We start from the raw sequence: 26,012 nt of genomic DNA, 5'->3' as shown, positions 1-26,012 counted from the left end.
CATTAGCTGCCCGCTTTTTGCTTCTTTATAAAATCGAACCTCAATACTTTAACATAAAAAAAGCAAACGATAAATTAGGTTTTAGATGAAAGTTCTTCTTGGTACTTTTGCTCTAATTTATCATAATAATGGATTTTGGTTTCAACTTTTCTAAAAGCTGCATCCAGTTCTCTTTGTTTTTCCATCATTTTCTCTCTATGCTTTTCAAATATTTGCTTGCGCAAACCGATTGTATCATCACCTTCTTGTGTTAATTCAACAATCTTACGTAACTCTAAAAGAGCGATGTCCGTTTTTCGTAAGCAAATAATAAATTCCAGCCACTCTATATCGGACTCACTAAAAATACGGTTTCCATTCTCATCTCTTTTTATAAAAGGTAAAAGCCCTTGCTGCTCGTAGTATCGAAGCGTATGCGTAGGTAGCCCTACCTTTGCAGCAGCCTCTTTAATATGATATTCCATTCCACTATACCCTCCATCGCTATTTTTGATACGCCATTTTCTTTATGTATCTCAGCTTCCCATTTCACGGGCACCTTCAACTGATTTTCTAAATTTTAACTGTATATTTCGCTTTAATAGTATTATAGACATTAAAGTAAACGTTAAAGCAACTTATAAAGAGCTGTCGTGAAATCAGCAGCTCTTTTCATTTTTATATAGAAAATACTATTTAATCTGCAGCCATTACTTTACTTAGTTCATTTAACAAATAATCAAGGGCTTGACTGATTCGAACTGTATTACGACTTGTAAAACCTTCTGTAAGTCCTAACATAACCATATGCTCTCTTGCTGTTTCGTTTTCTGTCATTAAGACTTGCATGACAACGCCTTTATACCACTTCACAGCTCAACACCCCTTTTTACTATACATATTGCTCATATGCGGTAATCCTAAACCTATCATACAGGTTTTTGGGGGTGAATAGCGAGTTTTAGCGCTTTAACAGCTGTGTTTTTTTATGAAGTAAATATATTACTATACTTATAAAATAATCCTCATGCAAATCCTTAGCCTCTAAAATGTTCTCGGTAATACGAACCTTTCTCACACTCTATTTCATAGCGCAGTCTCGTTTGCTTTCTATAAAGCTCTTCAGACAGCTCATTAAATTCACCTTCTGTGATAGATCCATGAATTAAACTGTTGAATAAATTATTAAGATGTTCAGTTAATTCTTGAAGTTTTTTTTCTTTCAATGAACGTCACCCTTTAAAATAATTTTCATCTACTAAAATTATATCAGATAAAACGTTTTCATACGATATAAATCTAATGAATTATTGCATTAAAGTGATAACGTTATTTTTTAATGATCTTACAACAATCAAAAGGCTCAGATAAATCGTTAATCACAGAATCTCCACGTTCCAACTCTTGCTCTTATGTCACTCATTGAGCACTTCTTTAATGATACGATTTTAGCAAAAAATAAGTGGATAAAGACCGCGGACAAAAAGGCAAATGGTATCAACCGTTTTAACAAAAGCATAGGATGAAAAGAAAAATTAAACGATAAAAGGAGAATGAGTATGCACTATACGCCTTATTATCATCAGTGGCAGAACCCAGTATACTATAGTTGGCAGCCATATAGTTATTATTTGCCGAATCACTATCACACCAACGAACATTTTCAGCAAAGAAACGGTAAATTAAAGGACTATGGGCCAAGGCCATTTGTTATTAACATTAATGAAGCGACAAAGCAAAACAATACTTACCGCACTGCTTTATGGACTGGAACACATTTACAAGTGACGTTAATGAGTCTCAAGCCCGGTGAAGATATTGGCTTAGAAATCCATCCTAACGTTGATCAATTCCTGCGTATTGAACAGGGGCAAGGCGTTGTTCAAATGGGCAAAAGTAAAAACAATCTAACCTTTAAACGAAAGGTCTACGATGATGATGCGATATTTATCCCTGCCGGAACATGGCATGATGTAACAAATACGGGTACCACCCCGCTAAAACTTTACTCCATATATGCTCCCCCAAACCATCCATTTGGTACGGTTCATGTGACAAAAGCAAATGCCTTGGCTGAAGAACATTAAAGATGAGCAAGGAGTTATGCAGTATTGGAAGGCTTTTTCAAAATAAATGCTAAGTAAATAGATGGATTTTGACTACAAGAGGCTGGCTAGAAAATTGGTGCATCACGTTTTCTAACCAGCCTCTTTTTATGTAGTAACTACATCCTACTCATTTACCTTCTCGAACAAGAATCCTTAAAATATAGTTGAGAAAAAAGCATTATCTATAAATGACATAAATTTAATTTTTCGACAGTTAAATGAACTAAAAGCTTCGATTGGCGGATTTGGCATCAACGAATCGTTATTTTGGTTTATGATAAAGTGCAGTATTTGTACCATCGTTACATTTGACCTTTGCTTATACTTTAGAAAAAAGCAAAAAAGAAACAAAAGAGCTTTATGATTCATACGCTAAAGCTTTTACATTGGCCCGCTGCTGATTTCCGTGCAAGACTTCGCTTTCCGCCGCGGGCGGCCGGTGAGCCTTCTCGTCGCTTACGCTCCTGCGGGTCTCCCCTGTTCCACTTTTCCCGCAGGGTTCTTCGCCTTGCCCTCCACTCAACAGCTAGAAGCAACTAAACACCTGAAACCTACGTTCACCATACCAATGAAAAAATCCCAACGAGTTTGATTTTCCATCAAGAATCTAGATTCATCGTTCGGATCTTCCTTTAAGTAAAATACTTTTGCCCCAGCCTCATTTTAAATAGAAAACAAATAAAAGTAGAGGCATAACGCCTCTACTTTCTGTTTAGAAATCTACATCGATTTCTTCTTGAATAGTTCCGATCACTTTTTCACTTTTAATTAATTGACCTTCTTTAAACGTTTCTTCTTCCTCATTCCTAACGGGTTTCAGCTGCTTATAAGAAGGCGCTGAAGCAGAGCCAAGTTCTTTCTTAAGCAAATTAATTTCGCCTAACAGCTCGGTTCTCAAGGAATTAAATAACGTTCGAAACTCTTCTTCCTGGGTATTTTTCTGCCCGTTTTGCTGCACAAGTTTCGCTACATAATCCTGAAGTTCATTTGCCTGTGTGGATTCATGCTCTTGGCGGCTTGCAGCAAGACGTGAATCCAATTCTTTTTTTAGTAAGTCAATTTCGCCTAACAGCTCTTTTCGAAGGGAATGAACTAACGTCTCTACTTCATCTTCTTTGCTCATTTTTTGCAAGTCTTGTTGTATCAATCTTACTATATAGTCCTGCAGCTCGTTTGCCTGCTGTTTTTGCGCCAGAAATGAAGACACTTCTGAAGGAATGTCAGAGGTTTCAATCGTAAAACCTGCACGTTCATCTTCATTATTTACGGTCTGTTTCCTTACTCCTATCATATCTGTTGATAGATTTCCAGCTGTCAGAAATGCATTTGATAGTACGTAAAATGGTGCAGCCATTTGGGAACTTAGCTGACCGTACCAATCGTCTAATGCTTCCTTAAGGCGAGTGTTTTGATTGCTCATTTATGCTCCCCCTTTTTAAACGTGAACTGCGTTTGTTTCATGTCTACTTAAGATTTCAAGGCCGTATAAATTTAATTTTCTTGTATCTGGCAGGAAAAGATGATTTTCTTCTCTGATTTCTTCCCCGTACATGTCATCAATCAGCTCTTGAATAAACTGTTTAAGGATAGGAGCTAGTCCTCCAATATAAATATATTTATAGACTTTATCTTTTGGCGATGGAAATAGATTTTCAACTTTCGTTAATAAAATTTGCGTATACTCTCTAAGCGAAGCGTGAATAGGCTCCGTGAGATCTACTTTTTTCCCGCTATTGCCGTCTCTTTGCTCCATTTTTGCTTTATGAATATTTGTAATAATAAATTCTTCTAATGAGCGAACATCATCAAAATACTCAAGCAGTTTTTCATTTCTTAGCTTTTCAATATGCTTCAAATATGAAATATCAGTCAGACACTTCAACGAATTTCTGCTTTTAGGAGCTTGAAGTCCTGCAGGAAGCAGTGCAAGGTCAACGGTGCCTCCGCCCAAATCTACAATTAATGTTTCAAAATTTTTGAATGCATTTGCTTCTTCTTTATCTTGTAATTCGAAATCTTTTTTGATCGCCCAGCGAGCAACTTCGCTTTCAATGCGGCATTTACTAGTTTCAACGTTAACAGTTACCGTTTTTTCTAAACCAGGAGTCAATACCGTAACCGTGTGCTCTCCTTGAAAACGTTCGGCCATCTTATGCTGCATTTCACTGAACTTATTTGTTTTCTTAAGCAGCCAAATCGGAAGCATAGTTGAGAAATAATTGATCGTCACACTATTATCCTCTTTGTCTTTTCCTTTAAGTATATTGTAATAAGCAACCGAAGCTAAAAACATCACATAAGGAATGTCAGATTCAGTTTTATTATGTAACTTATTAATATGGATATTGCCTAGCACGTGCTTCTCTGCCGCGTCTCCTACTAAATAATACTTTTCTACGCCTTCAATTACAGTAGAGATTAGTAAATTTTGAAGAAGTAATTCAGGTTCATGTACACTTGAAGGAAAATGACCCTCCGCCTGATCTTTTGTTATTTCTACTACGTTTGTAGGAATTTCATAGTAATAACCATCCACTAGCGTTTGAAAAATTGAGTTACCAAAATCAACGTTCTGACGTTTTATATCCATCCTTATTTCTCCCCTTTATCTTTTCGTGACAACACTAACAAGTATATATTTTCCTCTTTTGTTTGTCTAAGTATTTAAATAATTTATGTTATTCAAAATTGACAATTAATTAATTTTAAACGGCTAATGTGATTGAAAAGCGCTTAAAATGCTTCTTTTTACCAATACCCATCTTTAAAGTAAATGTAACATATGACGCTGTGATTTGTGCCTAAATTTCTCGCAATAGAAGCCTTCTTTTCACCTTGTAGATACACGAAAAAAGCCAAGCCGTATCTTTACGACACGGCTTGGCTTTTTTATTTATTGATAACGCCATTTGTCTTTTTTTCTTTGTGGATTTTCTTGCAGTTTACTAAAACCTATTTCTTCTAGACCTTTTTCTAACGTCGCTCTTGTTTTTATCGTTCCAAAATCGACGCCTAAATCAACAACGGTTTGTGCGATTTCCGGACGTATTCCTGTAATCATCGTTTTGGTGCCGATAAGCTGTAAGGCTTTTACAATTTGAAAAATATTGTCTGCTACCATCGTATCGACGATAAGAACACCTGAAATATCAAATATTAAATAACTCAACTGCAGCTGAGCACTTTTTTCTAAAGCCGTTTCCATAATAAGCTGTGAACGATGCGTATCAATTTGTCCAACGATTGGCATCACAGCGATCCCTTCAGAAAGAGGAACTATAGGAACGGATAATTCTTCTAGCGCTGCATAGGCGCGTTTTATTGTATCCGTGTTATGTTCTTCATAGATTTCGACAAATATATGATTAAGCTGATCAAGCATCGGATCAATTTTTTTACTTACATCAAGCATCGTAATAGGAGCAAACTGCTTCTGCTGCAACTCTTCTGTAAAAACACCCCATATCACTGTTCGAAACAGCGCGAGTGATTTTAACGTTTGACTCAAAGAGAGTCCGTTTTCCACAGCCACTTTCCCTATGTCTGTACCCCACTGGACAATTTTCTTTAAAACGACCGAGTGCTCTTCGAATAGCGACTCGCCTAAATATTCAATGAGTTCTGCTCTCCATTTTAAAACTTCGCTTTCTTCTTGGTAAACAAGCTTCCGCTTATATTCAGAGTCCATCAGATCAGAAAATTGTATCGCTAATTCCCGTTTATTACCGATAATTTTCTTCCCTATATATAACAACTCATCCCTCATTTTTTTCTTTATCTCCTTTAGTTAGCAGAATTAACGATTACATTTTATAACAATAGTTATATCACATACAATATAAAAATATAACCGAAATGAAAAAATTGTTAAGCCATCACTATTTACTGTTATAGGTACTCTGCTAATAGGTATAACTAACATAGAAATGATTGAAATTTTATCGTTTGGGTAAAAAACTACTATGAATTTATTTCTATACTTATGAGGAGGATTTTTAAATGAGTAAACATAAAGGAACCGTTAAATCGTTCAACGAATCAAAAGGATCTGGATTTATCACACCCGAGGATGGATCAAAAGAAGTGTTCGTTCACTCTAATGCGATCGAACGTGAGGAATATAAAAATCTATCAGAAGGACAAAAAGTAGAGTTTGAAATCCAAGAAGGCGCTAAAGGACCCAGCGCTATAAAAGTACACCCCGTAGACTGATAGAGTGACCATTTACTTACAGCTTATTACTCCACATACAAAGAGTTATGAGTGGACTATCCCATCAAATACTCTTCGAATACAAAAACACCTCTTCGACTTTTGTTCGAAAGAGGTGTTTTTGTATATGATGCAAATAAATCTACATCCAAAATTAATTATTATTATCTATTTTAAAAAACAGTTCTAAAGTTGTGAGACAAGCATCCAAACATTTCCTCTATGGATGAATACAGTATAGAGTACTTCAAAGAAAGGGTGATTATTATAAAAAAGTATTATTTCCATTACAATGATAAAGATGACAAATATTATGTAGAAAAAGCTTATCCTTGCAAGAAGAAATCTCACGATGATTTCCTTAAATATAAAAAAGAGCAACATCAAGAAGATGACCCTGAGGAATCACGCGGCTGGGCTTATGGACGCGAAGAAGATAGCTCTGAGGAATCACATGTTTGGACTTATGGACGCGAAGAAGATCTCTATGAGGAATCACACGATTGGGCTTGTAAATATAAAGAAGATAAAGGCAAAAAAGGAAGCACGCGGGAGTCAGCATTTAGAGCACTCAATTTAACTATGCCTCAAAATGTTCCTGCAGATACGTTTGTAAAAGCAGTTTTCCCAACTGAACAATTTGATTTAGCAAATGAATATAACCCGATTACTTCTACCTTCCGCCCCAAAAAAGATGGCGTATATTCCCTTATTGCTACAGTTGGATTCTCCCCTAACGACCAGATGCTAGATTATAGAACTCGCATAGAAATACGTGTAAATGGGACAACCGCTATAGCTATCGATAACGATTTCTTTGGCGGGAACACACCGTTTGTTAATGCGGTATCCGTGTCTACTATTTATAATTTAGAAGCTGGAGATCGAGTTGAAGTTTTTGTTCAAAGCAGTATACCAGGTACAATCGTCACGTCCGAAGATGGTTCACATTTTGAAGCAGCGAGATTTCCTTCTCCAACAAACGACTAAAGAAGCTGAATGTCGCTTTTTAGAGATCTCTTCTTCTAGATAGCTTCATCGCTATTAAGAATAAGGATACACATGATAAAAAAAGCAAGCTCCGTGTACGGAGCTTGCTTTTTTTGAGAAACTAGTTGATGCCGTAATATTCTTCAAGCGTGATTCCTTTACTCTTAATCGCCTGCGCCACTGTTTTGCCTACATATCGTAAATGCCACGGCTCATATTTATAGCCGGTTACCGCTTCTTTTCCTTTTGGATAACGAATAATAAATCCATATTCTGCTGCGTGAGCATCGAGCCAATTTGCTTCTTTTGTTCCGCCAAAGCAGTCTTGAGCAGCACATGTACCGTCTCCTTTTGTCACATCAATTCCAAGACCCGTTTCATGTTCACTCGTGCCTGGCAATGCGCTGTAAGTTGCCGCTTTATCATACCCGTCTCTTTGAACATACGAGCTAAAAAGCGCGCTTTGCGTTGCATGTGAACGATAAGCCGATACGCCAAGAAGCGTAACGCCTTGTTTTTTGGCACCCGCAAATAACTGTGCAATAGCAGCCGCAGCTTCACTTCGCATTTTTTTCTTTTCCGTTTGTTCTTTGAATGTAAACGGAATCGTTGTATATACTAAATCTTTCGGAACATAGTTTTCCGGAAGCTTGTTTTGTTTATTCACGACAACTTGTATACTTTCAGGGTTCGAAACCACTTTCATGCCCGCTAATGCTCGTACGTATTGACCACTTACATAGCCAATCTTACCTTGATAGGTAATTTTCAGCCAACCGTTTGCTGCTTTAGCCGTCACGTCTACCTGTGTTCCGGCTTTAAGTGTTGCCATAACGGCACCAGCAGTTGAAGGAGTTGTTCGAACATTTAAATTCGCTGTCGCCACATACACAGAAGGTGCTGGAGCCGTTTCAGAAGAACCTGTTGATTCCTTTACGTACTGCGTGCTTACGTAGCCCGTCTTGCCTTGATAGCTCACTTTTAACCAGCCGTTTGCTGGTTCTCCCGCCGCTGTTAGCTGCGTGCCTTGCTTGACCGTTGCAACAATTGCATTGGATGTCGAGGGACCGCTTCGAATGTTTAAATTCGCCGTAGTTACATAAGTTTTTGTAGTTGAACTTACGGATTTTTTAACATACTGACTGCTTACGTAGCCCGTTTTGCCTTGATAGCTTACTTTCAGCCAGCCGCTTGATGCTTGTCCAACTACCGTTAGCTGTGTGCCTTGTTTGACCGTTGCAATAATCGCGTTCGACGTGGATGGGCCGCTTCGAATGTTTAAATTCGCCGTTGTTGTATACGTTTCCGCCGCTGCGCTTGCTACAGCCGGCTCACTCATGAATTTTGAAGAATGAAGACCTAGAGTTCCTGCTCCTACAAGTGTAAAAGCAAGGCCTGTTACCATTAACTTTTTGTAAAATGTGTGTTTGTTCACTTCTGTCATTTTTTATACCTCATTTGCAAAATATAATAGAAATACATGCTGTTAGTTTAATAGGTTAAGTAAAAACAGGATCCGATGTTTAAGCTAAACCTTAAACAAACAACATTAAATAAAATCATTCGACGTCTAGAGGCTTTGTACCATTCCTTCGTTCCAACTAGCACGTACTTTTAGAATACCGGATAATCATTTCAAAGTTATATCAAACTTGTTTCCAAACTGATACATTTTCAACAAAAATAGAATAATAGAGCAGAAACAGCAAAAAAACCCTTACGTTTATTCCCAACTGCTTAGGGTAAAAAATAACTAAAAACAAAGATGGAGATGGTGATAAAATGGATACGACAACGGATTTTCCCTCAACCGCGTTTCGAGAACCTCATATATTAAAACAGCATATTTTTGATACTCTTCATTTTTACTACCCCGCTTGCATCGACCAAAAAAACGGCGGGTATATCCATGAATACTACGACGACGGCACCGTTAACAACACGCATTCAAAGCACTTGGTAAGTACGGCGCGCTTTATTTATATTTTTAGTGTAGGTGCTCTTTTAGACGGACCTGAGTGGTGCAAAGAAGCAGCTTGGCACGGCATTCGTTTTTTACAAACCAACCACTATGACAAAGATCACGGCGGGTACTTTTTTGAAGTAGCCGATGACGGAAAAGTCAACGATGATTCCAAACAAGCATACGGACACGCTTTTGCTCTTTTAGCTTCTTCCATCGCGTATCAAGCCGGCATTCAAGAAGCAAAAGAAACCATTGAACAAATATATGACGTGATGGAAGAGTACTTTTGGGAAGACGTGCACGGCTTTTACCGAGACGAATGGGACGTGTCATGGTCAACTTCTTCTTTATATCGCGGACAAAATGCAAATATGCATATGTGTGAAGCGATGCTTTCTGCGTTTGAAGCCACCAGAGATAAAAAATACTTAGACCGAGCGTACACGCTTGCAAAAGGTGTTACCCAGCAGCTTGCTGAACGATCTGGCGGTATGATTTGGGAGCACTATGATACAGACTGGCAGCCGGATTGGAACTACAATAAAAACAATACAAAAGATGAATTTCGCCCGTACGGCTTTATACCAGGACATCAGTTTGAATGGAGCAAGCTGCTTTTATGGCTTGACCGGCACCGTTCGGAAAACTGGATGACAGAGCGTGCAAAATATTTATTTGATAAGGGCTGGAACCGAGGCTGGGATGCTGAGTACGGAGGTCTTTACTTTGCGCTATCCCCTCAGGAAGAAGTCATTGATAGGGATAAAAACTACTGGGTGATGGCAGAAGCCATTTCTGCGGCTTCTCTGCTTGGCGTTAAAACCGGAGACAGCGGATATTGGAAAGCATACGACGCGCTGTTTTCCTACTGTCAAAAGCATTTTATCGATCACACATATGGAGGCTGGTATCAGCTGTTGAATCAGCAAAATGAACGCTACAGCTCGAAAAAAAGCCCGGCTCCTAAAACCGATTACCACCCTGTTGCAGCTTGCTATCAAACGCTGATAGCCCTAAATTCTCGCTAAGATTATGATAATAAAGAAACCGTTTTCTTCTAGATGCGTTTATTTTGTTTATTTAAGGGAATTTACTTACTAACAATCATTGTTTATACATTTTAGAAAAAGCACGACTATATATATGCAAGGAGTGAAGATGATGTATTTTTATGCGTTAGCACAAGGAACAGACTCTGGAGACCCGGTCACACTGCATCATACAAAAAAGTTTTCGAAAAAAGAATTTTTAGAGATGTTTAATGAAGCGTTAGATGAGTTGGATACGCATCCAGCTCCGGCAGATGTTGGTGAATACCTTTGCCGTACGTACGGATTTCAAGAAATTGAAATCGAGACGGGTGTTGTATGCTACTGTGCCCCATTTAGAAAGCTAGATGAGTCAGATATCATAGAAGACCGTACGTACATGGATGCCACGACTGGAACACTAAAATACAACTGATGGAAAACGAAAGGTTGGATGCGAGTGAAAACTGTACAGAACGTTTATCGAACGAGTGAAGCTGTACCAGAATCCGGTGCTTACATTTGCGAAGAAGGTGAAATTAAGCTTTTTCAAAAAGATGACCTTTTTACACCATGTCCTCACACGCGTGAATCCACGACGTGGAAACCTGTAGATGAAGCCTTTTCAACAGGAGAACTTGTTCCGCAAACCGGACGCTATACGGACGAAAACGGCAATCAAGTAAAGCTAAAAGAAAATGATTTATTTCCAAGATGCCTTCGTTCAGGTGAACCTACGACGTGGAGGCGCGGATGACACGCAATAAAAAAGCCGCTTTTATAAGCGGTTTTTTTATTTGAAAAATGAATTCTTTTTTTTTCCTTTTAACAGGTCACCCGTCCAGCCTTTCATTTTTAAATAAAGATAAATGGCAACGGTCGACAGAACAATTAAAATAAGCGCATAGACATAGCCAAACTTCCAGTCAAGCTCGGGCATCCCTTTAAAGTTCATTCCCCACAGTGCTCCAAAAGCCGTTAAAGGCGTACTAATGGCTGTTAGCAGTGTTAAAGCTTTCATAATCTCATTTCCTCTATGAGTAGACACAACTTCTTCTAATTTAATTAACGCGTCAAATTCTTTTTGGTACTGTTCAATCAGCGTTAGACCGATTTTAATTTTTTTACACATCCGCTCATATTCAAGCGTTTGGTTAATTTTTTTATGAAACGCTTCTTCTATCCCCATTGTCACTTCTCGAATAGAGCTGATTAAATTTGTCCATATAAGCAGGTCATACCGCGCTTTATGAATATCATCTAACACATCCGTGTTGTTGTTATGACGCACTTCCCACAGAAGCTCTCTGAAATGACTTTCAAACTGATCAAATCCATTTAAGTGCTTTTTCATAATTTCACCTAAAAGAATAAAAAAGCTTTCTGCCGTGTTAGAAGACTGCTTCATGCGTTCAATCATTTGTTTATGATGAGTGTCTTGTAGAATTTCTAAATCAAGTCCCGCCGTTATAATTAACTCCTCGGTGATATAAAAATGAAACGAATCGTAATTTTTTTGATCAAACGACTCTTTATGATAAATCAGTGAACCATAAATGAGCTCACTTTCTCCTATTACATCTACTTGTATATGATTAGAATTTTTCTTTTGCAGCTGATGGCAAAACCATTCATTTCTTGGATACTGATAGTGTTTGATGACATCAGCTATTTCATCTGCTTTTTCTAAATCAAACTGATACCATTTCCAATGATCGTTCGTCACGGTATTCATACTTTCCCTCTTTCCCCTTTTATTAGAATTTTTCCCTATATACAATCACTTAAAACCTAACACGCAAAATAAACATACATTTCATATCTATCTTTATAAAAAAGGTGCTATAATAAATACGTTGTGCACATGCGCGATGCTTTATCAGTTTGAGAGGAGAATAACAGTGAACAAAGATATCGCTTTACGTTCTTATCTGCTAGAAAATGCACCAAATATGACAGAAGAATGGTATGAGTCTTTGGACAAAAAGTCTTCTGAAGGCGTATACACCTCTAGTGACCCCGACGTCATTAAACACTTAAAAGCGCAAAACTATGAATTTCATTTATATATTAGCAACGTCTTTATAGAAGACGAAAAAAGCTTTTTTGAATCTTTTAACACGTGGCTAAATAAAGTTGCCAAAGACCAGCAGCATATCAGGACTCCCATTCAAAGTATTATTAAAGAATTTATGAACGTCCGCAAACAATACTGTGAGTATATTCGCCGATTTGCAGAACTTCATGATGACGTTACTCAGCAGCATATCGATATGTGGAATGAAAAAGTAGTAAGGGTATTTGATATTATTATTTTGAAATTCATCACAGAAGCGCAGGAATATGCATCCAACCGCCTCCGCTCTCAGCAGGAAATGATTCATGAATTAAGTTCCCCTGTTATTGTGATTAAAAAAGACGTTGCTCTTTTACCGTTAGTCGGCGATATTGATACGGCAAGAGCCAAAATGATCCTAGAAAGCACGTTAAAACAGTGTGCAGAGAAGCAAATCTCTCATTTGTATATTGATTTATCAGGAGTCGTGATGATCGATACAATGGTCGCGCACGAGCTGTTTCAGCTGATAAATGCGCTTGATTTAATCGGCGTTAAATCGATTTTATCGGGCATTCGTCCTGAATTAGCCACTACTGCGATGCAGCTAGGGCTGAAATTTGATCATATACGTATTAAATCAAATCTTGCTCAAGCATTAGAAGATGATTCAAAAATTGTGATTGCTTCTAGTGCTCATTAATATTGATACAGACAAAAAACAGCCCGAGAAGGCTGTTTTTTATTTTCTATGATGAATGTTTTCAGAACCCGATTCATCTTTCGTTTTCTCTTTATTTTTCTCTTCCTTTTGTTCAAGTCTTATGTCTTCCAATGGCATAGGATCCACCGTTTCTTCTTCTTTGAAACGTTCAAATAACGTTTCATCTTGATCTGTTACACGCTGTTCCGTTTCATCTCTTTTTTTTGGTGTATTTGAAATAGATCTTTTCTGGCGTTCTCCCATCTTTTCTCCTCCTTTACTATAGGTGAAGCAATTATGTGTTCATGAAATCTCCGCCGTTAACATGAAGCGTTTGACCCGTCATATAAGATGAATCATTTGAAGCTAGCAGTACATAGCAGCCTACGTGTTCTACAGGATGCCCAGGTCTGCCCATCGGCGTATCTGTACCGAATTCTCCTACTTTATCACTTGAGAAAGTAGACGGGATAAGCGGTGTCCAGATTGGTCCCGGCGCTACAGCGTTAACGCGAATGCCATCTTTGACAAGCGCTTGCGCCATACTACGCGTAAAGCCGTTGATTGCTCCTTTTGTCGCCGTATAATCGATCAGCTGAGGATTTCCACGGTAAGGATTAATTGACGTTGTATTAATGATCGCACTGCCTTTTCCTAAGTAATCAAGTGCTTTTTTCGTAAAATAAAAGTATGAATAGAAGTTCGTTTTGAACGTTCGTTCAAGCTGTTCACTCGTAATTTCCTTAATGCTTTCTTTTGGATGCTGCTCTCCTGCATTGTTCACAAGGATATCAAGCTTTCCGAGCTCACTCACCGTTTTTTCTACCGCTTCATTACAGAATGATTCGTCTCCTACGTCTCCTGCAATCAGCAAGCATCTTACACCTTCTTCTTCAATACGGGCTTTTGTTTCCTCCGCATCGCTATGTTCGTTTAAGTAAACGATTGCTACGTCCGCTCCTTCTTTAGCATAAGCAATGGATACAGCTCGTCCAATTCCGCTGTCTCCTCCGGTAACTAGCGCTACTTTTCCTTTTAATTTTCCTGTACCAATGTAATTGTCATCCTCATAAATAGGGAGAGGATTCATCTCACTTTCAATACCCGGCTGGCGGTCTTGCGTTTGTTCAGGCTGACCTTGTGTTTGTTGCTCTTGTAAATTCATTTTAATCTCCTCCTATTTTTGATGGAACTTTTTAGTATAGTCTACGTTTAGCCTTCTGTTTGGAAGTTCAAACATCTTTTTTAAAATTTATTATATTTCTATTCTTTTTTATTATCTTGGAAAATCCATAGAAAACAAGTTTAAAGTTGGAAACAAAGGCTACATGATGAGTAGAAGATGTATTTCAGAAATATCTTTTTATTAGGAGATTTGGTTGGTGTATGAAACACATTCAAGTAGCAGAAAACCAAGAGGAGGTAGCCTGCGTCATCCGTTCTTTTTTAGAGAAAGGATTTACCAGCAAAGATATTTATCTGCTGGCCTACGATAAAGAATGGGCTCACGATTTAACGGAGGCAACACATACAAAAAAATACAGAATGGCAGAGCAAGGTATTTTTGAAACGGCGGTAAATATGCTTCTTTCAAGAGAAGATGAGCTTCTTTCAAAGATGGCTTCTCTCGGCTTATCCAATCAAGAAGCAAATCGGTATAAAGAAGAAATGAAACAAGGACATATCGTGGTTATTGGCGCACAGAGTCAATCAATTCCCTACTAAAACAGCTGAAACGTTTTTTATTAGTTTATAAGGGTATTTATTAAAATAAACCATTGTCTATCAAGAAAGGAAGTTATAACGATGTTAAACTATTTGGGAATTCAGATAGGCTCTCTTTACTTTCCTACCAGTATTTTGCTTATCACGTTTCTTGTATTAATCGGCTTTTTCATTTATTTCCTCTCCAGAAGAAGAAAAAACCGCCAGGAATCACGTGAGCAATCACGCGGAAAATAAAAGAGAATGTCAATTTAAAAGCCCTTCATGCAGAAGGGCTCTTTGTACTATAAAACAGGCAGATACTTCTCATAGCGAGGGTTTACATAAAAAGGCGGACGAGGTCCTAAAAGCGGCAGCATAAAAGGTTGAGGATCAGAGTTATAGATTACTTCCACCGTCTGATTTGACCCGTCGATTAGCAATAGCTTCACTTCTTCACTGTAGTAATATCGCATGAACTCACCTTCTTTCTCGCATTCTACACTCTTTATACGTATGCATGAGAGAAAGATCTATGTCATAGAGTGAAAGAGTGATGCTCTTTAAGGAGGTTCTTTTATGTGCCCAAACAATGAATTTTATCAAGACAAGCAAGGGTATCCGATGCAGCCGAATTACGGGAAAATTACGCGCTATGAAGACGTGCCGATTACGGTTCCTGAACAGCGACAGCTTCGCCAGCCAGGGTTAGAAAGTTTGATGGTTCCGCGTCCCATTATCGAAAATCCGCATTACAAAGGCAGCGGCAAATTAAAAGGAAAGGTTGCTCTCATCACAGGAGGTGACAGCGGAATCGGAGCTGCCGCTGCAATTGCCTTCGCTAAAGAAGGAGCAAACGTCGCCATTGCTTATTTAGATGAACATGAAGACGCGAATCGAACGAAAGCACGCATTGAAGAACTCAGTCAAAAATGTATGCTGCTTCCAGGCGACGTGCGGGAAAAGCAGCACTGCAAAGACATCGTAGAAAAAACGGTAGAAACGTTCGGCCAGCTTGATATTTTGTGCAATAACGTAGGCATTCAGTTTCAGCAGCTGAGTCTTTTAGACATCACCGATGAACAGTTTGATCATACGTTCAAAGTCAATATCTACTCGCACTTTTACACGACGCGTGCCGCTCTGCCGCATTTAAAAGCTGGCAGTTCGATTATCAATACCGCCTCAATTGTGACGTATAAAGGCTATGAGCAGTTAATTGACTATACGGCAACCAAAGGAGCCATTGTCGGTTTCACTCGAGCGCTTTCCAATAGTGTGATTAAAGACGGCATTCGCGTAAACGCAGTAGCGCCGGGCCGCATTTGGACACCGCTCATTCCAGCAAGCTTTTCAGCTGACCAAGTGACACAAGTGGACAATCCGATGGAACGCCAAGGACAGCCGTTTGAACTCGCTCCGACCTACGTATATCTCGCAAGCGACGACTCACGGTTTGTCACAGGGCAAACGCTGCATGTAAACGGCGGAGAGTGGGTTTCTTCTTAAGCAGCTGGATATAAAAAAGCGTGAAGCCAGGCTCCACGCTTTTTTATTATTTATGGGATTCTTTTTGCAAAGGTGATTGTTCAATTGAACGGGTAAACCGGTAAACATCAAGTTCTTGTCCTACTTCTGAAGACAAATACCCAAACGTCGTGAAGCTATCCACAGATTCCGGTTCAAGCGATAGAGACAATAAATTGTTTTGCGGTTGAGACGTTAAGAAGACGTAGCTTCCTTTTGGGAACGTCACTGTTTTTGGCTTGATGATTGTTTGTACGTCTACATTGGGTTTGTTTTCGTAGGCTTCATTTTCAATGCGGCTGCTGACGTTATACGCCTCTACTGAAAGAGCCGTTTCTTTCGTTAACTTGAAGCCTTTTACTCCTTGTCTCTGCAGTTTTTCTGCTAAATCTTCATGTCCTGGTTTTAAAATATAAGCAGTCGGACGTTCGCGGACAAGCGTCGGCGTTGCTTTCTTTGCACTGTAGTACGTCACAGGAATCTCTTTAACAGACGCGCTTTCCACATCGACCATTTCTAACGTGGAATTTGGTATTTTTTTATTTTCACTGTTCACAACAATTGGATCATGATCATTTGCATTTTTTCCTTTTCGGACAAGCGCAGCTTTTTCTTTCGCAATCAGCGCTTTAATTTGTTTTGCGTGAGCGGCTGTTTGAGTAATCAGCTTTTCTTGCGTAGCAATTTGCGCACTCACTCGCCGCGAAAAATCTTCTCGTCCAATACCGATTCCCCTGCTTTCGACTAAAAACGAAAACGATGGATACAAGCCCAATGAATTTCGGCCGATCCGCGGTTCAACTGAGCCTTCTTCCACTTCAAGCTGTCCTTGTTTATTCACTTGAGACGTATAATATACCTCTCCTGAATATCCTTGCTTTTCAATCGCCTGAAGCGTGCTGTTTACAAACAGCTCATCAGACACGTCTCGAATTTGCTGCGGAATATTTAAGTTTCGGCCGGACTGCAGTAAAATATCGTGATACTTCCACACGCCTTCTTTACCGATATTTTTAAATCCGCTGCTGTAAGGCGTATATTCATGAGCGTCAATGACGACTTCTGGTGAAAAACGGTTAAATTCAGCTCGTATGCTCTGCACTTCCGGGCTTTCAAGCTTTATGTAGTCGCGGTTGCCATCTAAATTATTCGCTAACTGACGCTTGAATGCATAAGACCCGTCTGGATTAATGCGCGGCACAATGACAATGTTCACTTTATTTAGCACATCTTTTCCAAAGCCTTCTGTCAAACGCGTCGCCATGGCTAGTACGGATTCACCGCTTGCCGGTTCATTTCCGTGAATTTGACTTTGAAGCCAAATCGTTGGCTTTTTGGATGGTTTTCCATCCGCAAATTTCTTTTCTTTCGAAAAGTACAGTACTGGAATTTCTCGTCCTTGCTGTGACTTTCCGATGATCTTAAGCTTTACGTAAGGACTTTTATGAGCAAGCTTTTGGACATAGCTCATCATTTCTTCTTGAGTCGTAAATGCGTCTTGTCCTTTTATAAATGCCGGCGTCTCTTCATCAACCTTTATTTCTGGATAAAGCGCTTTAATTTTTTCCGGCTGGCTATAGTCTTTTCCGTAATAAGGCATCTCAGCTTGTACCGCAAGCGGCGACAGCAATAACCCAATCGACAAAAGAGCCGGCACGGCTGTCCGTTTTACACGTTTTTTCATTCATTTACTCCTCCCCATCCCCTTGGCTAGACATTTTAAATTTTTTAAATATTTAAAATGTTACATAAATAATTATACCGTTTAAGGAAATAACTTCAAGATGAGAGAGCTGAACCTTTTTGACTATTTTTAGTTTGTGATACTAATGCGGTTTTATAAAAAAACTCTCTCCATGAGGAAAGAGTTATTCTATAACAAAGTCCGCTTCTGCTTTTACCACTCCGTTTACAATAACGGAAAGCGTATGCGTACCCCTATAATGTTTTCTTGTACTTAAATCTTTAAACGCATGCTTTTTTGTGACTGTAAGCGTTTGGCCTGCTTTCGCTTGAACATTTTTTAGCATAAACACTTTTTGACTGCGATTTCCTTTTGCTTTTATGTAATGAATTCCATACTCTATTCGAAGCGGCATGTTTTTTTCTACCGATAATTCAAAGGAAAAGTCAATGCTATCACCAATCGTAATAGTATGCGGCTGCAAGCTAAGCTGTGTGACATTCACTCCCGGATCATCTCCATAGCCAAAAAGAGACAGAGCTTCAGGATCTCCTTTTTTCAGCAGTGAACGACACGCATGTTTGACAATCCAGTCAGTTTTAACGTCTTCACCGTACCATCTTTTCATAACATCAAGCATCCAATTTTTCTCTATGTATGAAATATCATTTAAGTGATTGGCTACGCTTTTGCGGACATATAGTGATTCATCGCGTTTTAGCTGTTCTAAAATCGGCAGCGTTTGCTTCGGGTCCTGCTTTAATTCAGGTACTGATTGTCCCCATGGAAGTCTAGGACGACTCCCTTCGCTTGCTAATCTTCGAATATGATGATTTTGATGCTCCGCCCAATCAATCATTTGCTCAAGCATTCGATTTTTATCTTGAATTAAAAACGGACGCACTGCAAATTCTGACGTGGAAAACGGCGTAAAAAAAGCGAGTGCTTTCATTGAAGCTTCCCAAGCATTCAACCCGTAAAGTTCAACGTAATCTGGAAAAATAGTGCCTTGAAGTCCTCCTACCGTTGGAGCCGCTTTATATAAAATATGAAGTGCTTCTTCATAATCCGCCGGCAGCACTTCATGCATGGAAAGTGTAATCCTTCTCATGCGCTGCTTAAGAGCTAAGTCTTCCCAATCTTGTTGGAAAACCAGCTCATGAAACGCTTTTTTATCAAATGAGCTCATTTCACGTGAAAAAGCGTCACTCAAGTGCGTAACCAATTCTTCATTAAACACGCTTTTACGTAACTCTTCAGCCATATCTATCCCTCTTTTCCCGGTACCATTTTATTTTCTTCTAAATGAAGCGCTCGCTCGTACATGCCTTTTTTAAAAATTTGCATAAACAGCTGCTTATTTTTGACTTCTTTGAATCCGTACTGACTGTACAAACCATGGGCATCTTTTGTCGCCAATAAAATTTTCCGTACGTTTTGAATCGGCTGATAGCGAATCATTTCTTGTATCAGCGCTTTTCCGAGTCCATTGCCTCGTGCATGCGGAAGAATAAACACATCCGCCAAATAAGCAAACGTCGCAAAATCTGAAATAATCCGTCCGAACCCTACTTGCTTATCACAATCATCATACACCCCAAAACAAACGGAGTGTTTGATGGACGTTTGAACAAGGTGCAATGGAATTCCTTTTGCCCAGTACGATTCATGATGAAGGTACGAGTAAACGACATCTATATCAAGCTTTTCTTTATTTGTATGTATTGTAAACTGATGATTTTCTTTCATGCTGTGCCCTCCTTGCTTCTCTATCATAGCACAAATGTTCGCAACAGAAAAAAGCCTTTTGCGGTAAAAGGCTTTTAGGCTAGTATGATGTTTTTTTAGAAACTGAAGGTTTTTTTCTATAGCGTCTTCCAACTATGTAAATAAGCGGACTGCCAATAATCGTTGGCAAAAACCAGTAAGAAAGAGCCGGAAGCTTATTTAACAGCGGAATACTATCTCCAATATTCACAAGCAGTGCGGTAACCGCTCCGATATAAGACCCCAGCATACCGCGAATATGGTGTTGAAGCCAACTTTTCCATTTTCTCTTACGTGCTGCATAGCCATACATCGCTAATCCATATGAAAACACCGCGATATAAAATAAATAAGCAATTTCATTCCATTTCCAAATTGATAAGATGATAGCGGTAGCGGCTAGGGCTGCATAAGCACCATGATACACTTCTCCCCATTTTGTATGCCGTCCTTTTGTCTTAGGCGCTAGCATAGACACCGCTCCTGAAAGCAAACAAATCATGCCGAGCCCAATATGTATACTTAATATAACTTCAAATAAATCCAACACGCTCTCTCCTTTTATGTCCTTCTCTTTTATATCTTCGGCTAACACACTTAATTTTTTAACAAAATATTCCTATTTATTTACCAACGCTTTCGCTTTAATTATTGGAAGGTTCTTTAAAGTCGGTCTGTTTTTCTATGCCACTGTGCTGGGCCTTTCTCACGTTTTTAAGCTTAAAAACCCATCACCGCTAGTGTTTCTCATTGGCTTAATCGTTTTGTTTTATTCATTGTCTCTTGCTCAAAACTATTTGGAACATGGTATGTGAAGGGTTAAAAATCGTGCCTCTTACTGTACACCTTCCGTTTCACATCGTCATACCTGCTCTTTTGCTCGTAATCGTATTTTTAAGAAATCGAAAGAATGTACAATCCATCACTGTGGAAAGCATCGCAGAAAATTCATAATATTTTAATTCCTCTATTGGTTTTAATCTCCTGAAATTATCCAATATAGTCAAGAAGCCAAAAGGAGCAACACTATGATTGGATTAATTCTTTCTATTTTAGTATTTAACGTTCTTGCCTTTAAAATGAACAAGCGCTTAACAGCAAGTCAAATTGTTCACATTTGGATGTTCACCATTGCTGCTCAGCATATCTTTGACATCTTTATTAATTTCAAGCTTCACGGCTACTGGTATTTTACACCTGATACAGACTGGCAAGGTATTTTTGCTTATACCGTTCTCATTCCGCCGGTGAACATGCTTTTGATTACCTATTATCCTTTCGCCGGGACACTCACCAAAAAAGCTTCCTATATTTTACTTTGGTCGGTTGCTGTTTTACTTTACGAAATGATAGCTCTTCTTCCTGCTCCTTGGGGGTATTTTCACTACGGATGGTGGACGTGGTGGTATTCGCTTTTCTTAAACCCAGTTTTGTTTTGGATGGTGGTGCAGTATTACAAGTGGGTGTGTAAGCTGGAGAGGAAAATAATAAAAAGCCTTTAGAGAATAAAGGCTTCTTCATCTTATTTAGCAGTAAAAATTTCTTTATCCACTAACTTATCAACATCCACTTCTTTTGACAATACATTTTCTTCTTTAAATACATCCGCTACTTTCTGTACAGCACGTATATCTTTTTCTTTAACAGGTCTTACCTCAGCATTTACCCGTCCATTAATTGTTTTCGAAACATCATTAGGTAATCTGGTGATATCGGAATATAATTTAACATATTTTTCTTTATTTTGGTTTTCCCACTCCCATGCTTTAGAAATTCTTTTAATTACGTCTTGAAGCGCTGCTTTTTTCCCAGGATCCTGCAGTGCTTTTTCTGAGGCCGTGATAAACCCTAACCCCGTATTAATTCCTTCGCCTGTACGCAATACTCTTCCGCCGTTCTTCTCAGCAATCGCTAAGTACGGATCAAAAGTAGCCCATGCTTCTAGCTGTCCTGCCTTGAAAGCTGCTGCGGCATCAGTAGGGAGAACAAACCTAATATTAACATCTTTCGTGGACAGCCCCTCTTCTTTTAACGCTTCAATTAATAAATATTGTGCAATACTGCCTTTTGCAGAAGAAACGACGACCGTTTTTCCTTTTAAATCCTTTATTGTTTTGATTGATGAATTTTTCTTAACTAATATTCCAACAGCTTTCGGAGAAGAAACGCTCGTGGCAATAATCTTTATTGGTACGTCAGATGCAGCGGCGGCTAATACAGGCGTATCTCCGGCAGGAGCTGTATCTACTGACCCTGCTTTTACTGCTTCAAATAAAGGAGCTGCTCCCTGAAAGCTTGCCCATTTTACTTTGTAAGGCGTACCTTCAAGTACTTTAGAAGCCTCTACTTTTGCCTTTGTCATTCCAGCTTGATCTCCTAATACAATCGTTACTTTGGACAAATCTACCTTCTCTTTTCCTGCTGTTTCATTTGCCTCACTGCAGCCGGATAAAATAGATGCACTTCCTATAGTAAGAATGCTTGCTACTAAAATCCGCTTACATAGGTTCCTCTTCATAAAATCTGAAGCTTTTTGCAAGGTTGTCATATGTACACATTCCCCTTTTCATCATATTTACTTAGGCATTCATACATTTGTATCAATGCCTAAGCTTTTTTATTTAGTTTAAAACATCCGGCTCTTCGTCAAGCAGCTTGTACCATAGCTGTTGAAAGTTGAACCAGCCTCCCGATGGACTGCTTACTTGTGAGTGCGTCAGAACAGCCGTTTTATGATCAATGGGAATAGGGCTTCCTGCTGCTTCAGCAAGAAGCTGAGCATGGCAAGCTCGGTCCATGGCAATAAACCAATAAGCCGCTTCGTCTACGCTATTTCCAACGGTGAGAAGTCCATGATTTCTCAAAATAACGCCTTTATATTGCTGAAGTGCATCTGCAATGCGTTCACCTTCACTTTTTTCTAAAACTACTCCCGTAAAATCATCAAATAAGCCGTGATCTTGATAGAATACACATGAGTCTTGCGTAAGCGGATCAAGCAACCTTCCCAAAGATGACCATGCTTTACCATAAAGAGAGTGAGAGTGGGCAGCAGCGATTACATCTGGTCTTGCTTGATGAATTTGCGAGTGAATCGCAATCGCCGCTTTATTAATCGGACGATCCCCTACGACAACATCTCCGCTGTGATTAACAAGATGCAAATCACTGACCTTCATTTGTCCAAAATGTACACCTAACGGATTCACCCAGTAATGATCTTTTTTCTCAGGATCTCGAACTGTTATATGCCCCGCCACCCCTTCATTAAATCCAAATTGATTAAAAATCCGAAATGCACCTGCTAATCTTTCCTTACGGTGCTGACGTTCCTCCTCTACGTTTTGAAATGTTGGCTCCTTATAAATAGACGCTGTTTTTGTTGACATATCTCATCTACCTTTCCGAATATTCAGTTTTTTTATTTTGGCACTATTTTTTCTACGTCACGATTTAATACCTTTGTCCAAAACTTTTTGACATCTATTTTTTCATTTAAAAGTGATTCTGAATAAAACGTATCTGCCACATCTTGCTCTGATTTAATTTGCTGAGTGGTAATAGGAGTAATAATACTTGGACGCTGTTCTTCACCTTCTTTTAGTGTTGTTAGTGCCTGACTAACAGGCTGATGTGTATTCGTTGCGACAACCTTCGCCCACTGCTCTTGGTTTTCTCGTGTCCATTTATGCGCTTTTTGCAATCGATTTAGCAAGTCAACCAATGCCGCTTTTTTGTTTTTATCCTCAAGGAGCTTAGGCGGCACGGTAATGAGGAAGTTTCCTGATAAAATGTCTTTACCGCTTGCTATCGTTTTTGCCCCCTTTTCATGAGCAGATATAATAGAGACACCATAGCTTGCAAATGCATCCACATTTCCTCCTAAAAGCGCTGTGAGCCCATCGGATGTAGAAAGTTCCACTGGCTTAATGTCTTTCCACTCTAATCCCGCTTCTTTTAGCAGCTTGAGCAAAAAATAATGAGCGGTTGTATTTTTCACATAAGCAACCTTTTTCCCTTTTAAGTCGGCTACGGTTTTTATTGAAGAATTTTTGGGAACAACCACTTCTTGATTTAATGTATTACCTTCTTGCACCGCAACTACCTTGAAGTTTCCATTGCCTTCAGATAAATTAGCAAAGATAGGAGGAATTTCGCTCGATAGTGAAAAATCAATATGACCTCCTGCCATCGCTTCAAGCTGAAGGTTTCCACCTTGAAATACACTATAATTAATCTTATATGGCGTATTATCCAGCCCTGCTGCTTTTAACTCTTCTTCAATACTGCTCCATCCTGTTTGCGCTACTCGTAGCGTTACATCAGAGAGCTCACTTTTTTCTGGTGCGCTAGCGGAGCTTTTTTGATCACAAGCGGTCATCAAGCATCCTATGACTATAGTAAGTAAGAGAAGCACGAACCGAAGACGAAAAGCTCGTTTTTTCATTTGACCACTGGCCCACCCCTTAACCTTCATATCTTTTTACACGCTCCTTTCATATTCTCTTCTCATTTTTAAGGAGACCAGTACGAGTTTTGAACGTCAATTTGTTTTGTAATTAATTTCATTTCTAAGAGGTCATTTGCCTGCTCTTGAAGGTCATCTGCAGCTTTTTGATTCATAAATTGAACGTCAGCTGGCTTTTTCTTCAGGATCTCTTTCCAAGTATCAACTGGAATCTTGGTAGCATCTGATACTAATTCAGCTGCTTCCTGAGGATTTTTATTAATTTCTTTTCCAACCTTTTGAAGTTCTAATACAATTTGTTTTGTTGCTTTCGGATTATCTTTCACAAATTTTTCACCAGCCACATAGAAAGAACGAAAGGAAACAAGACCAGTAGCATCTGATAACACGCGGTTCCCCTTATTTGCAGTTGTTGTAAAGTATGGTTCCCATATAACCCATGCATCTACCTGCCCTTGTGAAAAAGCAACACTTGCTTCCGGCGGATTAAGATAGACTGGCTTTATATCATCCTCTTTCAACCCTTCCGACTTCAGCGTTTTTAACAGCAAGTATTGGGAGATTGAAGCTTTATTAAACGCAATTTTCTTACCTTTAAGATCCTTAATAGTTTTGATAGACGAATCTTTCTTTACTAAAATGCCTTCAGATTCAGGTACAGAAGGTTCACTTGCAATATATACAAAATCAAGCCCTCTTGCTTTTCCAAATAAAGAAGGAGAATCACCTAAACCACCAATATCGATACCCCCTGCATTCAACGCCTCTGCTACTGCAATTCCTGTATTGAACTCATACCACTTTACTTCATATCCTAATTTTCCTAAGTTCTTTTCCAGCAGCTGCTTTTTCTTTAATAGCAGCATAGGTGCAGACTTTTGATATCCTACTTTTACGACACCTTTTCCTTCTACTGACTGATTGCCTGCTGTCTCTTTACTTCCTCCACATCCGCTTAAAGCTAGGAGCAACAGCAAAATAATGGTTGTTGCATAAAACCTTTTTTTTCGAATCATCTTAAATCTCCTCTAGCTTTTTCAGCATTTATTTTGCCTAATGACGTACTTTTTTCTTATTACTTTGCACATACTGACCGAATCGGTTCATAAAATCTCCTTCTAGCACTGAAGCACGCGTCAGTTCATGAAAAGACTCACCTGGATGACAAACTTCTTTTATTGTCTGAGTCGTATATGATGGAACGTTTGCTAAGATGCTCGCCCATTTCAAAGCACTCTTTTGGCCAGCTTCTTCATTCGCACTTAGTTCATGAACTAAACCGTAATCCAAAGCAGTTTGTCCATTTATCTTCTTACCTGACAATGCTAAAAACCGAGCTCTGGAAGAACCGATTTCGTTAACCAACCGCTGTGTCCCTAAAACCAAGCCAAACTGCGGACCGGGAAATCGAAAGTATGCTGATTCAGTGGCAATGCGTACATCGCATGAAATAGCAAGATCAGCTCCTGCTCCGAAGGCATATCTATTGACGAAAGAAATCGTGGGAACTGGAAAATGGATAAGCGTATCTAGCAGCCTCGATAGATTAGTAAAAAAATCGCTCGCTTCTTCATTGCTTAAACTTTGAATAAACTGTAAATCCACGCCTGCACTGAAAACTTTAGATACTTCACTGTTTAAAATCAGTGCACCTATTGCTTTATCCTTTGAAATATCCTGCAAGGATTGCTTGAGCTCTTCGTATAATTCTTGATTAATAGCATTAAGGTTATGAGGTGCGTGCAAGGATAGAGTGACGATTTTCTTAGATGACAGCTGACAATTAACTGTTATATTTACATATTTCATAGCTTCTCCTT

The 26,012-nt window shown here is 39.0% G+C and carries 32 protein-coding genes; 11 read left to right on the top strand and 21 right to left on the bottom strand.

What is annotated here, in order from left to right; translation table 11 throughout:
* Nucleotides 1-74 precede the first annotated feature (74 nt).
* From M3225_RS07080 to M3225_RS07070, 3 genes are all read right to left on the bottom strand, one after another.
* Nucleotides 75-464 carry a MerR family transcriptional regulator gene (locus M3225_RS07080; RefSeq protein ID WP_251392041.1) on the bottom strand — a complete coding sequence of 130 codons (390 nt, stop codon included), beginning with the start codon at nt 462-464 and terminating at the stop codon, nt 75-77.
* Nucleotides 465-675: 211 nt separating this feature from the next.
* Nucleotides 676-852, bottom strand: a complete 177-nt coding sequence (locus tag M3225_RS07075) for an aspartyl-phosphate phosphatase Spo0E family protein (RefSeq protein WP_251392040.1) — start codon at nt 850-852, stop codon at nt 676-678.
* Between the two features lie 164 nt (nt 853-1,016).
* Nucleotides 1,017-1,205, bottom strand: a complete 189-nt coding sequence (locus M3225_RS07070) for a hypothetical protein (RefSeq protein ID WP_251392039.1) — start codon at nt 1,203-1,205, stop codon at nt 1,017-1,019.
* 333 nt (nt 1,206-1,538) lie between these two features.
* Here M3225_RS07070 and M3225_RS07065 point away from each other — a divergent pair, with 333 nt between their 5' ends.
* Nucleotides 1,539-2,066: a cupin domain-containing protein gene (locus tag M3225_RS07065; RefSeq protein WP_251392038.1), complete on the top strand. Its 528-nt coding sequence runs from the start codon at nt 1,539-1,541 to the stop codon at nt 2,064-2,066.
* Nucleotides 2,067-2,452: 386 nt separating this feature from the next.
* Here M3225_RS07065 and M3225_RS07060 read toward each other — a convergent pair whose 3' ends face one another.
* The 4 genes from M3225_RS07060 to M3225_RS07045 all read right to left on the bottom strand — a co-directional run bounded on the left by M3225_RS07060 (nt 2,453) and on the right by M3225_RS07045 (nt 5,853).
* On the bottom strand, nt 2,453-2,623 hold the full coding sequence (locus tag M3225_RS07060) for a hypothetical protein (RefSeq protein ID WP_251392037.1): 171 nt from the start codon (nt 2,621-2,623) through the stop codon (nt 2,453-2,455).
* A gap of 176 nt (nt 2,624-2,799) precedes the next feature.
* Nucleotides 2,800-3,507: a hypothetical protein gene (locus M3225_RS07055; protein ID WP_251392036.1), complete on the bottom strand. Its 708-nt coding sequence runs from the start codon at nt 3,505-3,507 to the stop codon at nt 2,800-2,802.
* Nucleotides 3,508-3,522: 15 nt separating this feature from the next.
* Entirely contained in the window at nt 3,523-4,677 is a 1,155-nt protein-coding gene (locus M3225_RS07050; RefSeq protein ID WP_251392035.1) for a ParM/StbA family protein, read from the bottom strand.
* A 303-nt stretch (nt 4,678-4,980) separates the two neighbouring features.
* Nucleotides 4,981-5,853, bottom strand: coding sequence for an STAS domain-containing protein (locus M3225_RS07045; RefSeq protein ID WP_251392033.1), 873 nt, complete (start codon nt 5,851-5,853; stop codon nt 4,981-4,983).
* A gap of 233 nt (nt 5,854-6,086) precedes the next feature.
* Here M3225_RS07045 and M3225_RS07040 point away from each other — a divergent pair, with 233 nt between their 5' ends.
* Nucleotides 6,087-6,299 (top strand): cold-shock protein, encoded by a 213-nt coding sequence (locus M3225_RS07040; protein ID WP_251392031.1) that lies wholly within the window; start codon nt 6,087-6,089, stop codon nt 6,297-6,299.
* A gap of 258 nt (nt 6,300-6,557) precedes the next feature.
* A complete protein-coding gene (locus M3225_RS29805; protein WP_251392029.1) occupies nt 6,558-7,289 on the top strand; it encodes a hypothetical protein in 732 nt (243 codons plus the stop codon).
* Between the two features lie 121 nt (nt 7,290-7,410).
* Here M3225_RS29805 and M3225_RS07030 read toward each other — a convergent pair whose 3' ends face one another.
* Nucleotides 7,411-8,733, bottom strand: coding sequence for an SH3 domain-containing protein (locus M3225_RS07030; protein WP_251392028.1), 1,323 nt, complete (start codon nt 8,731-8,733; stop codon nt 7,411-7,413).
* 338 nt (nt 8,734-9,071) lie between these two features.
* Between M3225_RS07030 and M3225_RS07025 the strand changes: the two genes are divergently transcribed.
* From M3225_RS07025 to M3225_RS07015, 3 genes are all read left to right on the top strand, one after another.
* A complete protein-coding gene (locus tag M3225_RS07025; RefSeq protein WP_251392027.1) occupies nt 9,072-10,283 on the top strand; it encodes an AGE family epimerase/isomerase in 1,212 nt (403 codons plus the stop codon).
* A gap of 130 nt (nt 10,284-10,413) precedes the next feature.
* On the top strand, nt 10,414-10,719 hold the full coding sequence (locus M3225_RS07020; protein ID WP_251392026.1) for a hypothetical protein: 306 nt from the start codon (nt 10,414-10,416) through the stop codon (nt 10,717-10,719).
* A gap of 18 nt (nt 10,720-10,737) precedes the next feature.
* Nucleotides 10,738-11,040: a hypothetical protein gene (locus M3225_RS07015; protein ID WP_251392025.1), complete on the top strand. Its 303-nt coding sequence runs from the start codon at nt 10,738-10,740 to the stop codon at nt 11,038-11,040.
* 36 nt (nt 11,041-11,076) lie between these two features.
* Here the strand turns inward: M3225_RS07015 and M3225_RS07010 are convergent, their stop codons facing one another.
* A complete protein-coding gene (locus tag M3225_RS07010; protein ID WP_251392024.1) occupies nt 11,077-12,018 on the bottom strand; it encodes a magnesium transporter CorA family protein in 942 nt (313 codons plus the stop codon).
* A gap of 166 nt (nt 12,019-12,184) precedes the next feature.
* Between M3225_RS07010 and M3225_RS07005 the strand changes: the two genes are divergently transcribed.
* On the top strand, nt 12,185-13,042 hold the full coding sequence (locus M3225_RS07005; RefSeq protein WP_251392023.1) for an STAS domain-containing protein: 858 nt from the start codon (nt 12,185-12,187) through the stop codon (nt 13,040-13,042).
* Nucleotides 13,043-13,081: 39 nt separating this feature from the next.
* On the opposite strand, the gene M3225_RS07000 is transcribed toward M3225_RS07005, so the two are convergent.
* Both M3225_RS07000 and M3225_RS06995 read right to left on the bottom strand, forming a co-directional pair.
* Entirely contained in the window at nt 13,082-13,306 is a 225-nt protein-coding gene (locus M3225_RS07000) for a hypothetical protein (RefSeq protein ID WP_251392021.1), read from the bottom strand.
* 31 nt (nt 13,307-13,337) lie between these two features.
* Entirely contained in the window at nt 13,338-14,207 is an 870-nt protein-coding gene (locus M3225_RS06995; protein ID WP_251392019.1) for an SDR family oxidoreductase, read from the bottom strand.
* A gap of 221 nt (nt 14,208-14,428) precedes the next feature.
* Between M3225_RS06995 and M3225_RS06990 the strand changes: the two genes are divergently transcribed.
* Nucleotides 14,429-14,767, top strand: a complete 339-nt coding sequence (locus M3225_RS06990; RefSeq protein WP_251392017.1) for a general stress protein — start codon at nt 14,429-14,431, stop codon at nt 14,765-14,767.
* A 284-nt stretch (nt 14,768-15,051) separates the two neighbouring features.
* On the opposite strand, the gene M3225_RS06985 is transcribed toward M3225_RS06990, so the two are convergent.
* Nucleotides 15,052-15,222 (bottom strand): hypothetical protein, encoded by a 171-nt coding sequence (locus M3225_RS06985; RefSeq protein ID WP_251392016.1) that lies wholly within the window; start codon nt 15,220-15,222, stop codon nt 15,052-15,054.
* Between the two features lie 103 nt (nt 15,223-15,325).
* On the opposite strand from M3225_RS06985, the gene M3225_RS06980 reads away from it, so the two are divergent.
* Entirely contained in the window at nt 15,326-16,255 is a 930-nt protein-coding gene (locus M3225_RS06980) for an SDR family oxidoreductase (protein WP_251392015.1), read from the top strand.
* Nucleotides 16,256-16,301: 46 nt separating this feature from the next.
* On the opposite strand, the gene M3225_RS06975 is transcribed toward M3225_RS06980, so the two are convergent.
* The 4 genes from M3225_RS06975 to M3225_RS06960 form a co-directional block, all read right to left on the bottom strand.
* Nucleotides 16,302-17,957 (bottom strand): M14 family metallopeptidase, encoded by a 1,656-nt coding sequence (locus M3225_RS06975; RefSeq protein ID WP_251392014.1) that lies wholly within the window; start codon nt 17,955-17,957, stop codon nt 16,302-16,304.
* Between the two features lie 184 nt (nt 17,958-18,141).
* On the bottom strand, nt 18,142-19,221 hold the full coding sequence (locus tag M3225_RS06970) for a DNA alkylation repair protein (RefSeq protein ID WP_251392013.1): 1,080 nt from the start codon (nt 19,219-19,221) through the stop codon (nt 18,142-18,144).
* Nucleotides 19,222-19,223: 2 nt separating this feature from the next.
* On the bottom strand, nt 19,224-19,706 hold the full coding sequence (locus M3225_RS06965; protein ID WP_251392012.1) for a GNAT family N-acetyltransferase: 483 nt from the start codon (nt 19,704-19,706) through the stop codon (nt 19,224-19,226).
* 79 nt (nt 19,707-19,785) lie between these two features.
* Nucleotides 19,786-20,271 carry a DUF2306 domain-containing protein gene (locus M3225_RS06960; RefSeq protein ID WP_251392011.1) on the bottom strand — a complete coding sequence of 162 codons (486 nt, stop codon included), beginning with the start codon at nt 20,269-20,271 and terminating at the stop codon, nt 19,786-19,788.
* Between M3225_RS06960 and M3225_RS29890 the strand changes: the two genes are divergently transcribed.
* Together M3225_RS29890 and M3225_RS06955 are read left to right on the top strand one after the other, a co-directional pair.
* Nucleotides 20,225-20,539, top strand: a complete 315-nt coding sequence (locus M3225_RS29890) for a GerAB/ArcD/ProY family transporter (protein ID WP_374109814.1) — start codon at nt 20,225-20,227, stop codon at nt 20,537-20,539. The two genes, M3225_RS06960 and M3225_RS29890, sit on opposite strands and share 47 nt — an antisense overlap.
* Nucleotides 20,540-20,752: 213 nt before the next feature.
* Entirely contained in the window at nt 20,753-21,226 is a 474-nt protein-coding gene (locus tag M3225_RS06955) for a hypothetical protein (RefSeq protein WP_251392010.1), read from the top strand.
* 20 nt (nt 21,227-21,246) lie between these two features.
* Here the strand turns inward: M3225_RS06955 and M3225_RS06950 are convergent, their stop codons facing one another.
* The 5 genes from M3225_RS06950 to M3225_RS06930 all read right to left on the bottom strand — a co-directional run bounded on the left by M3225_RS06950 (nt 21,247) and on the right by M3225_RS06930 (nt 26,001).
* A complete protein-coding gene (locus tag M3225_RS06950) occupies nt 21,247-22,272 on the bottom strand; it encodes an ABC transporter substrate-binding protein (protein ID WP_251392008.1) in 1,026 nt (341 codons plus the stop codon).
* A 73-nt stretch (nt 22,273-22,345) separates the two neighbouring features.
* Entirely contained in the window at nt 22,346-23,113 is a 768-nt protein-coding gene (locus M3225_RS06945) for a class II aldolase/adducin family protein (protein WP_195782427.1), read from the bottom strand.
* Nucleotides 23,114-23,145: 32 nt separating this feature from the next.
* Entirely contained in the window at nt 23,146-24,201 is a 1,056-nt protein-coding gene (locus tag M3225_RS06940) for an ABC transporter substrate-binding protein (RefSeq protein WP_251392006.1), read from the bottom strand.
* Nucleotides 24,202-24,239: 38 nt separating this feature from the next.
* Nucleotides 24,240-25,208 (bottom strand): aliphatic sulfonate ABC transporter substrate-binding protein, encoded by a 969-nt coding sequence (locus tag M3225_RS06935; RefSeq protein ID WP_251392004.1) that lies wholly within the window; start codon nt 25,206-25,208, stop codon nt 24,240-24,242.
* 37 nt (nt 25,209-25,245) lie between these two features.
* The gene (locus tag M3225_RS06930) at nt 25,246-26,001 is read right to left on the bottom strand and encodes an enoyl-CoA hydratase/isomerase family protein (RefSeq protein WP_251392002.1); all 756 of its coding nucleotides are present in this window, start codon (nt 25,999-26,001) and stop codon (nt 25,246-25,248) included.
* Between the last annotated feature and the right edge of the window lie 11 nt (nt 26,002-26,012).

It is taken from the genome of Priestia aryabhattai (genome assembly GCF_023715685.1).
Classification (GTDB): Bacteria; Bacillota; Bacilli; order Bacillales; family Bacillaceae_H; genus Priestia; species Priestia aryabhattai_B.
This window is presented reverse-complemented; position numbering and strand designations above follow the sequence as displayed.

Excerpts from the sequence above, each read along its gene's own strand:
- M3225_RS07080 (WP_251392041.1), bottom strand. The coding sequence starts at position 464 with ATGGAATATCATATTAAAGAGGCTGCTGCAAAGGTAGGGCTACCTACG.
- M3225_RS07065 (WP_251392038.1), top strand. The coding sequence starts at position 1,539 with ATGCACTATACGCCTTATTATCATCAGTGGCAGAACCCAGTATACTAT.
- M3225_RS07055 (WP_251392036.1), bottom strand. The coding sequence starts at position 3,507 with ATGAGCAATCAAAACACTCGCCTTAAGGAAGCATTAGACGATTGGTAC.
- M3225_RS07050 (WP_251392035.1), bottom strand. The coding sequence starts at position 4,677 with ATGGATATAAAACGTCAGAACGTTGATTTTGGTAACTCAATTTTTCAA.
- M3225_RS07045 (WP_251392033.1), bottom strand. The coding sequence starts at position 5,853 with ATGAGGGATGAGTTGTTATATATAGGGAAGAAAATTATCGGTAATAAA.
- M3225_RS07040 (WP_251392031.1), top strand. The coding sequence starts at position 6,087 with ATGAGTAAACATAAAGGAACCGTTAAATCGTTCAACGAATCAAAAGGA.
- M3225_RS07030 (WP_251392028.1), bottom strand. The coding sequence starts at position 8,733 with ATGACAGAAGTGAACAAACACACATTTTACAAAAAGTTAATGGTAACA.
- M3225_RS07025 (WP_251392027.1), top strand. The coding sequence starts at position 9,072 with ATGGATACGACAACGGATTTTCCCTCAACCGCGTTTCGAGAACCTCAT.
- M3225_RS07020 (WP_251392026.1), top strand. The coding sequence starts at position 10,414 with ATGATGTATTTTTATGCGTTAGCACAAGGAACAGACTCTGGAGACCCG.
- M3225_RS07015 (WP_251392025.1), top strand. The coding sequence starts at position 10,738 with ATGCGAGTGAAAACTGTACAGAACGTTTATCGAACGAGTGAAGCTGTA.
- M3225_RS07010 (WP_251392024.1), bottom strand. The coding sequence starts at position 12,018 with ATGAATACCGTGACGAACGATCATTGGAAATGGTATCAGTTTGATTTA.
- M3225_RS07000 (WP_251392021.1), bottom strand. The coding sequence starts at position 13,306 with ATGGGAGAACGCCAGAAAAGATCTATTTCAAATACACCAAAAAAAAGA.
- M3225_RS06995 (WP_251392019.1), bottom strand. The coding sequence starts at position 14,207 with ATGAATTTACAAGAGCAACAAACACAAGGTCAGCCTGAACAAACGCAA.
- M3225_RS06990 (WP_251392017.1), top strand. The coding sequence starts at position 14,429 with ATGAAACACATTCAAGTAGCAGAAAACCAAGAGGAGGTAGCCTGCGTC.
- M3225_RS06985 (WP_251392016.1), bottom strand. The coding sequence starts at position 15,222 with ATGCGATATTACTACAGTGAAGAAGTGAAGCTATTGCTAATCGACGGG.
- M3225_RS06980 (WP_251392015.1), top strand. The coding sequence starts at position 15,326 with ATGTGCCCAAACAATGAATTTTATCAAGACAAGCAAGGGTATCCGATG.
- M3225_RS06975 (WP_251392014.1), bottom strand. The coding sequence starts at position 17,957 with ATGAAAAAACGTGTAAAACGGACAGCCGTGCCGGCTCTTTTGTCGATT.
- M3225_RS06970 (WP_251392013.1), bottom strand. The coding sequence starts at position 19,221 with ATGGCTGAAGAGTTACGTAAAAGCGTGTTTAATGAAGAATTGGTTACG.
- M3225_RS06965 (WP_251392012.1), bottom strand. The coding sequence starts at position 19,706 with ATGAAAGAAAATCATCAGTTTACAATACATACAAATAAAGAAAAGCTT.
- M3225_RS29890 (WP_374109814.1), top strand. The coding sequence starts at position 20,225 with ATGCCGAGCCCAATATGTATACTTAATATAACTTCAAATAAATCCAAC.
- M3225_RS06955 (WP_251392010.1), top strand. The coding sequence starts at position 20,753 with ATGATTGGATTAATTCTTTCTATTTTAGTATTTAACGTTCTTGCCTTT.
- M3225_RS06950 (WP_251392008.1), bottom strand. The coding sequence starts at position 22,272 with ATGACAACCTTGCAAAAAGCTTCAGATTTTATGAAGAGGAACCTATGT.
- M3225_RS06945 (WP_195782427.1), bottom strand. The coding sequence starts at position 23,113 with ATGTCAACAAAAACAGCGTCTATTTATAAGGAGCCAACATTTCAAAAC.
- M3225_RS06940 (WP_251392006.1), bottom strand. The coding sequence starts at position 24,201 with ATGAAGGTTAAGGGGTGGGCCAGTGGTCAAATGAAAAAACGAGCTTTT.
- M3225_RS06935 (WP_251392004.1), bottom strand. The coding sequence starts at position 25,208 with ATGATTCGAAAAAAAAGGTTTTATGCAACAACCATTATTTTGCTGTTG.
- M3225_RS06930 (WP_251392002.1), bottom strand. The coding sequence starts at position 26,001 with ATGAAATATGTAAATATAACAGTTAATTGTCAGCTGTCATCTAAGAAA.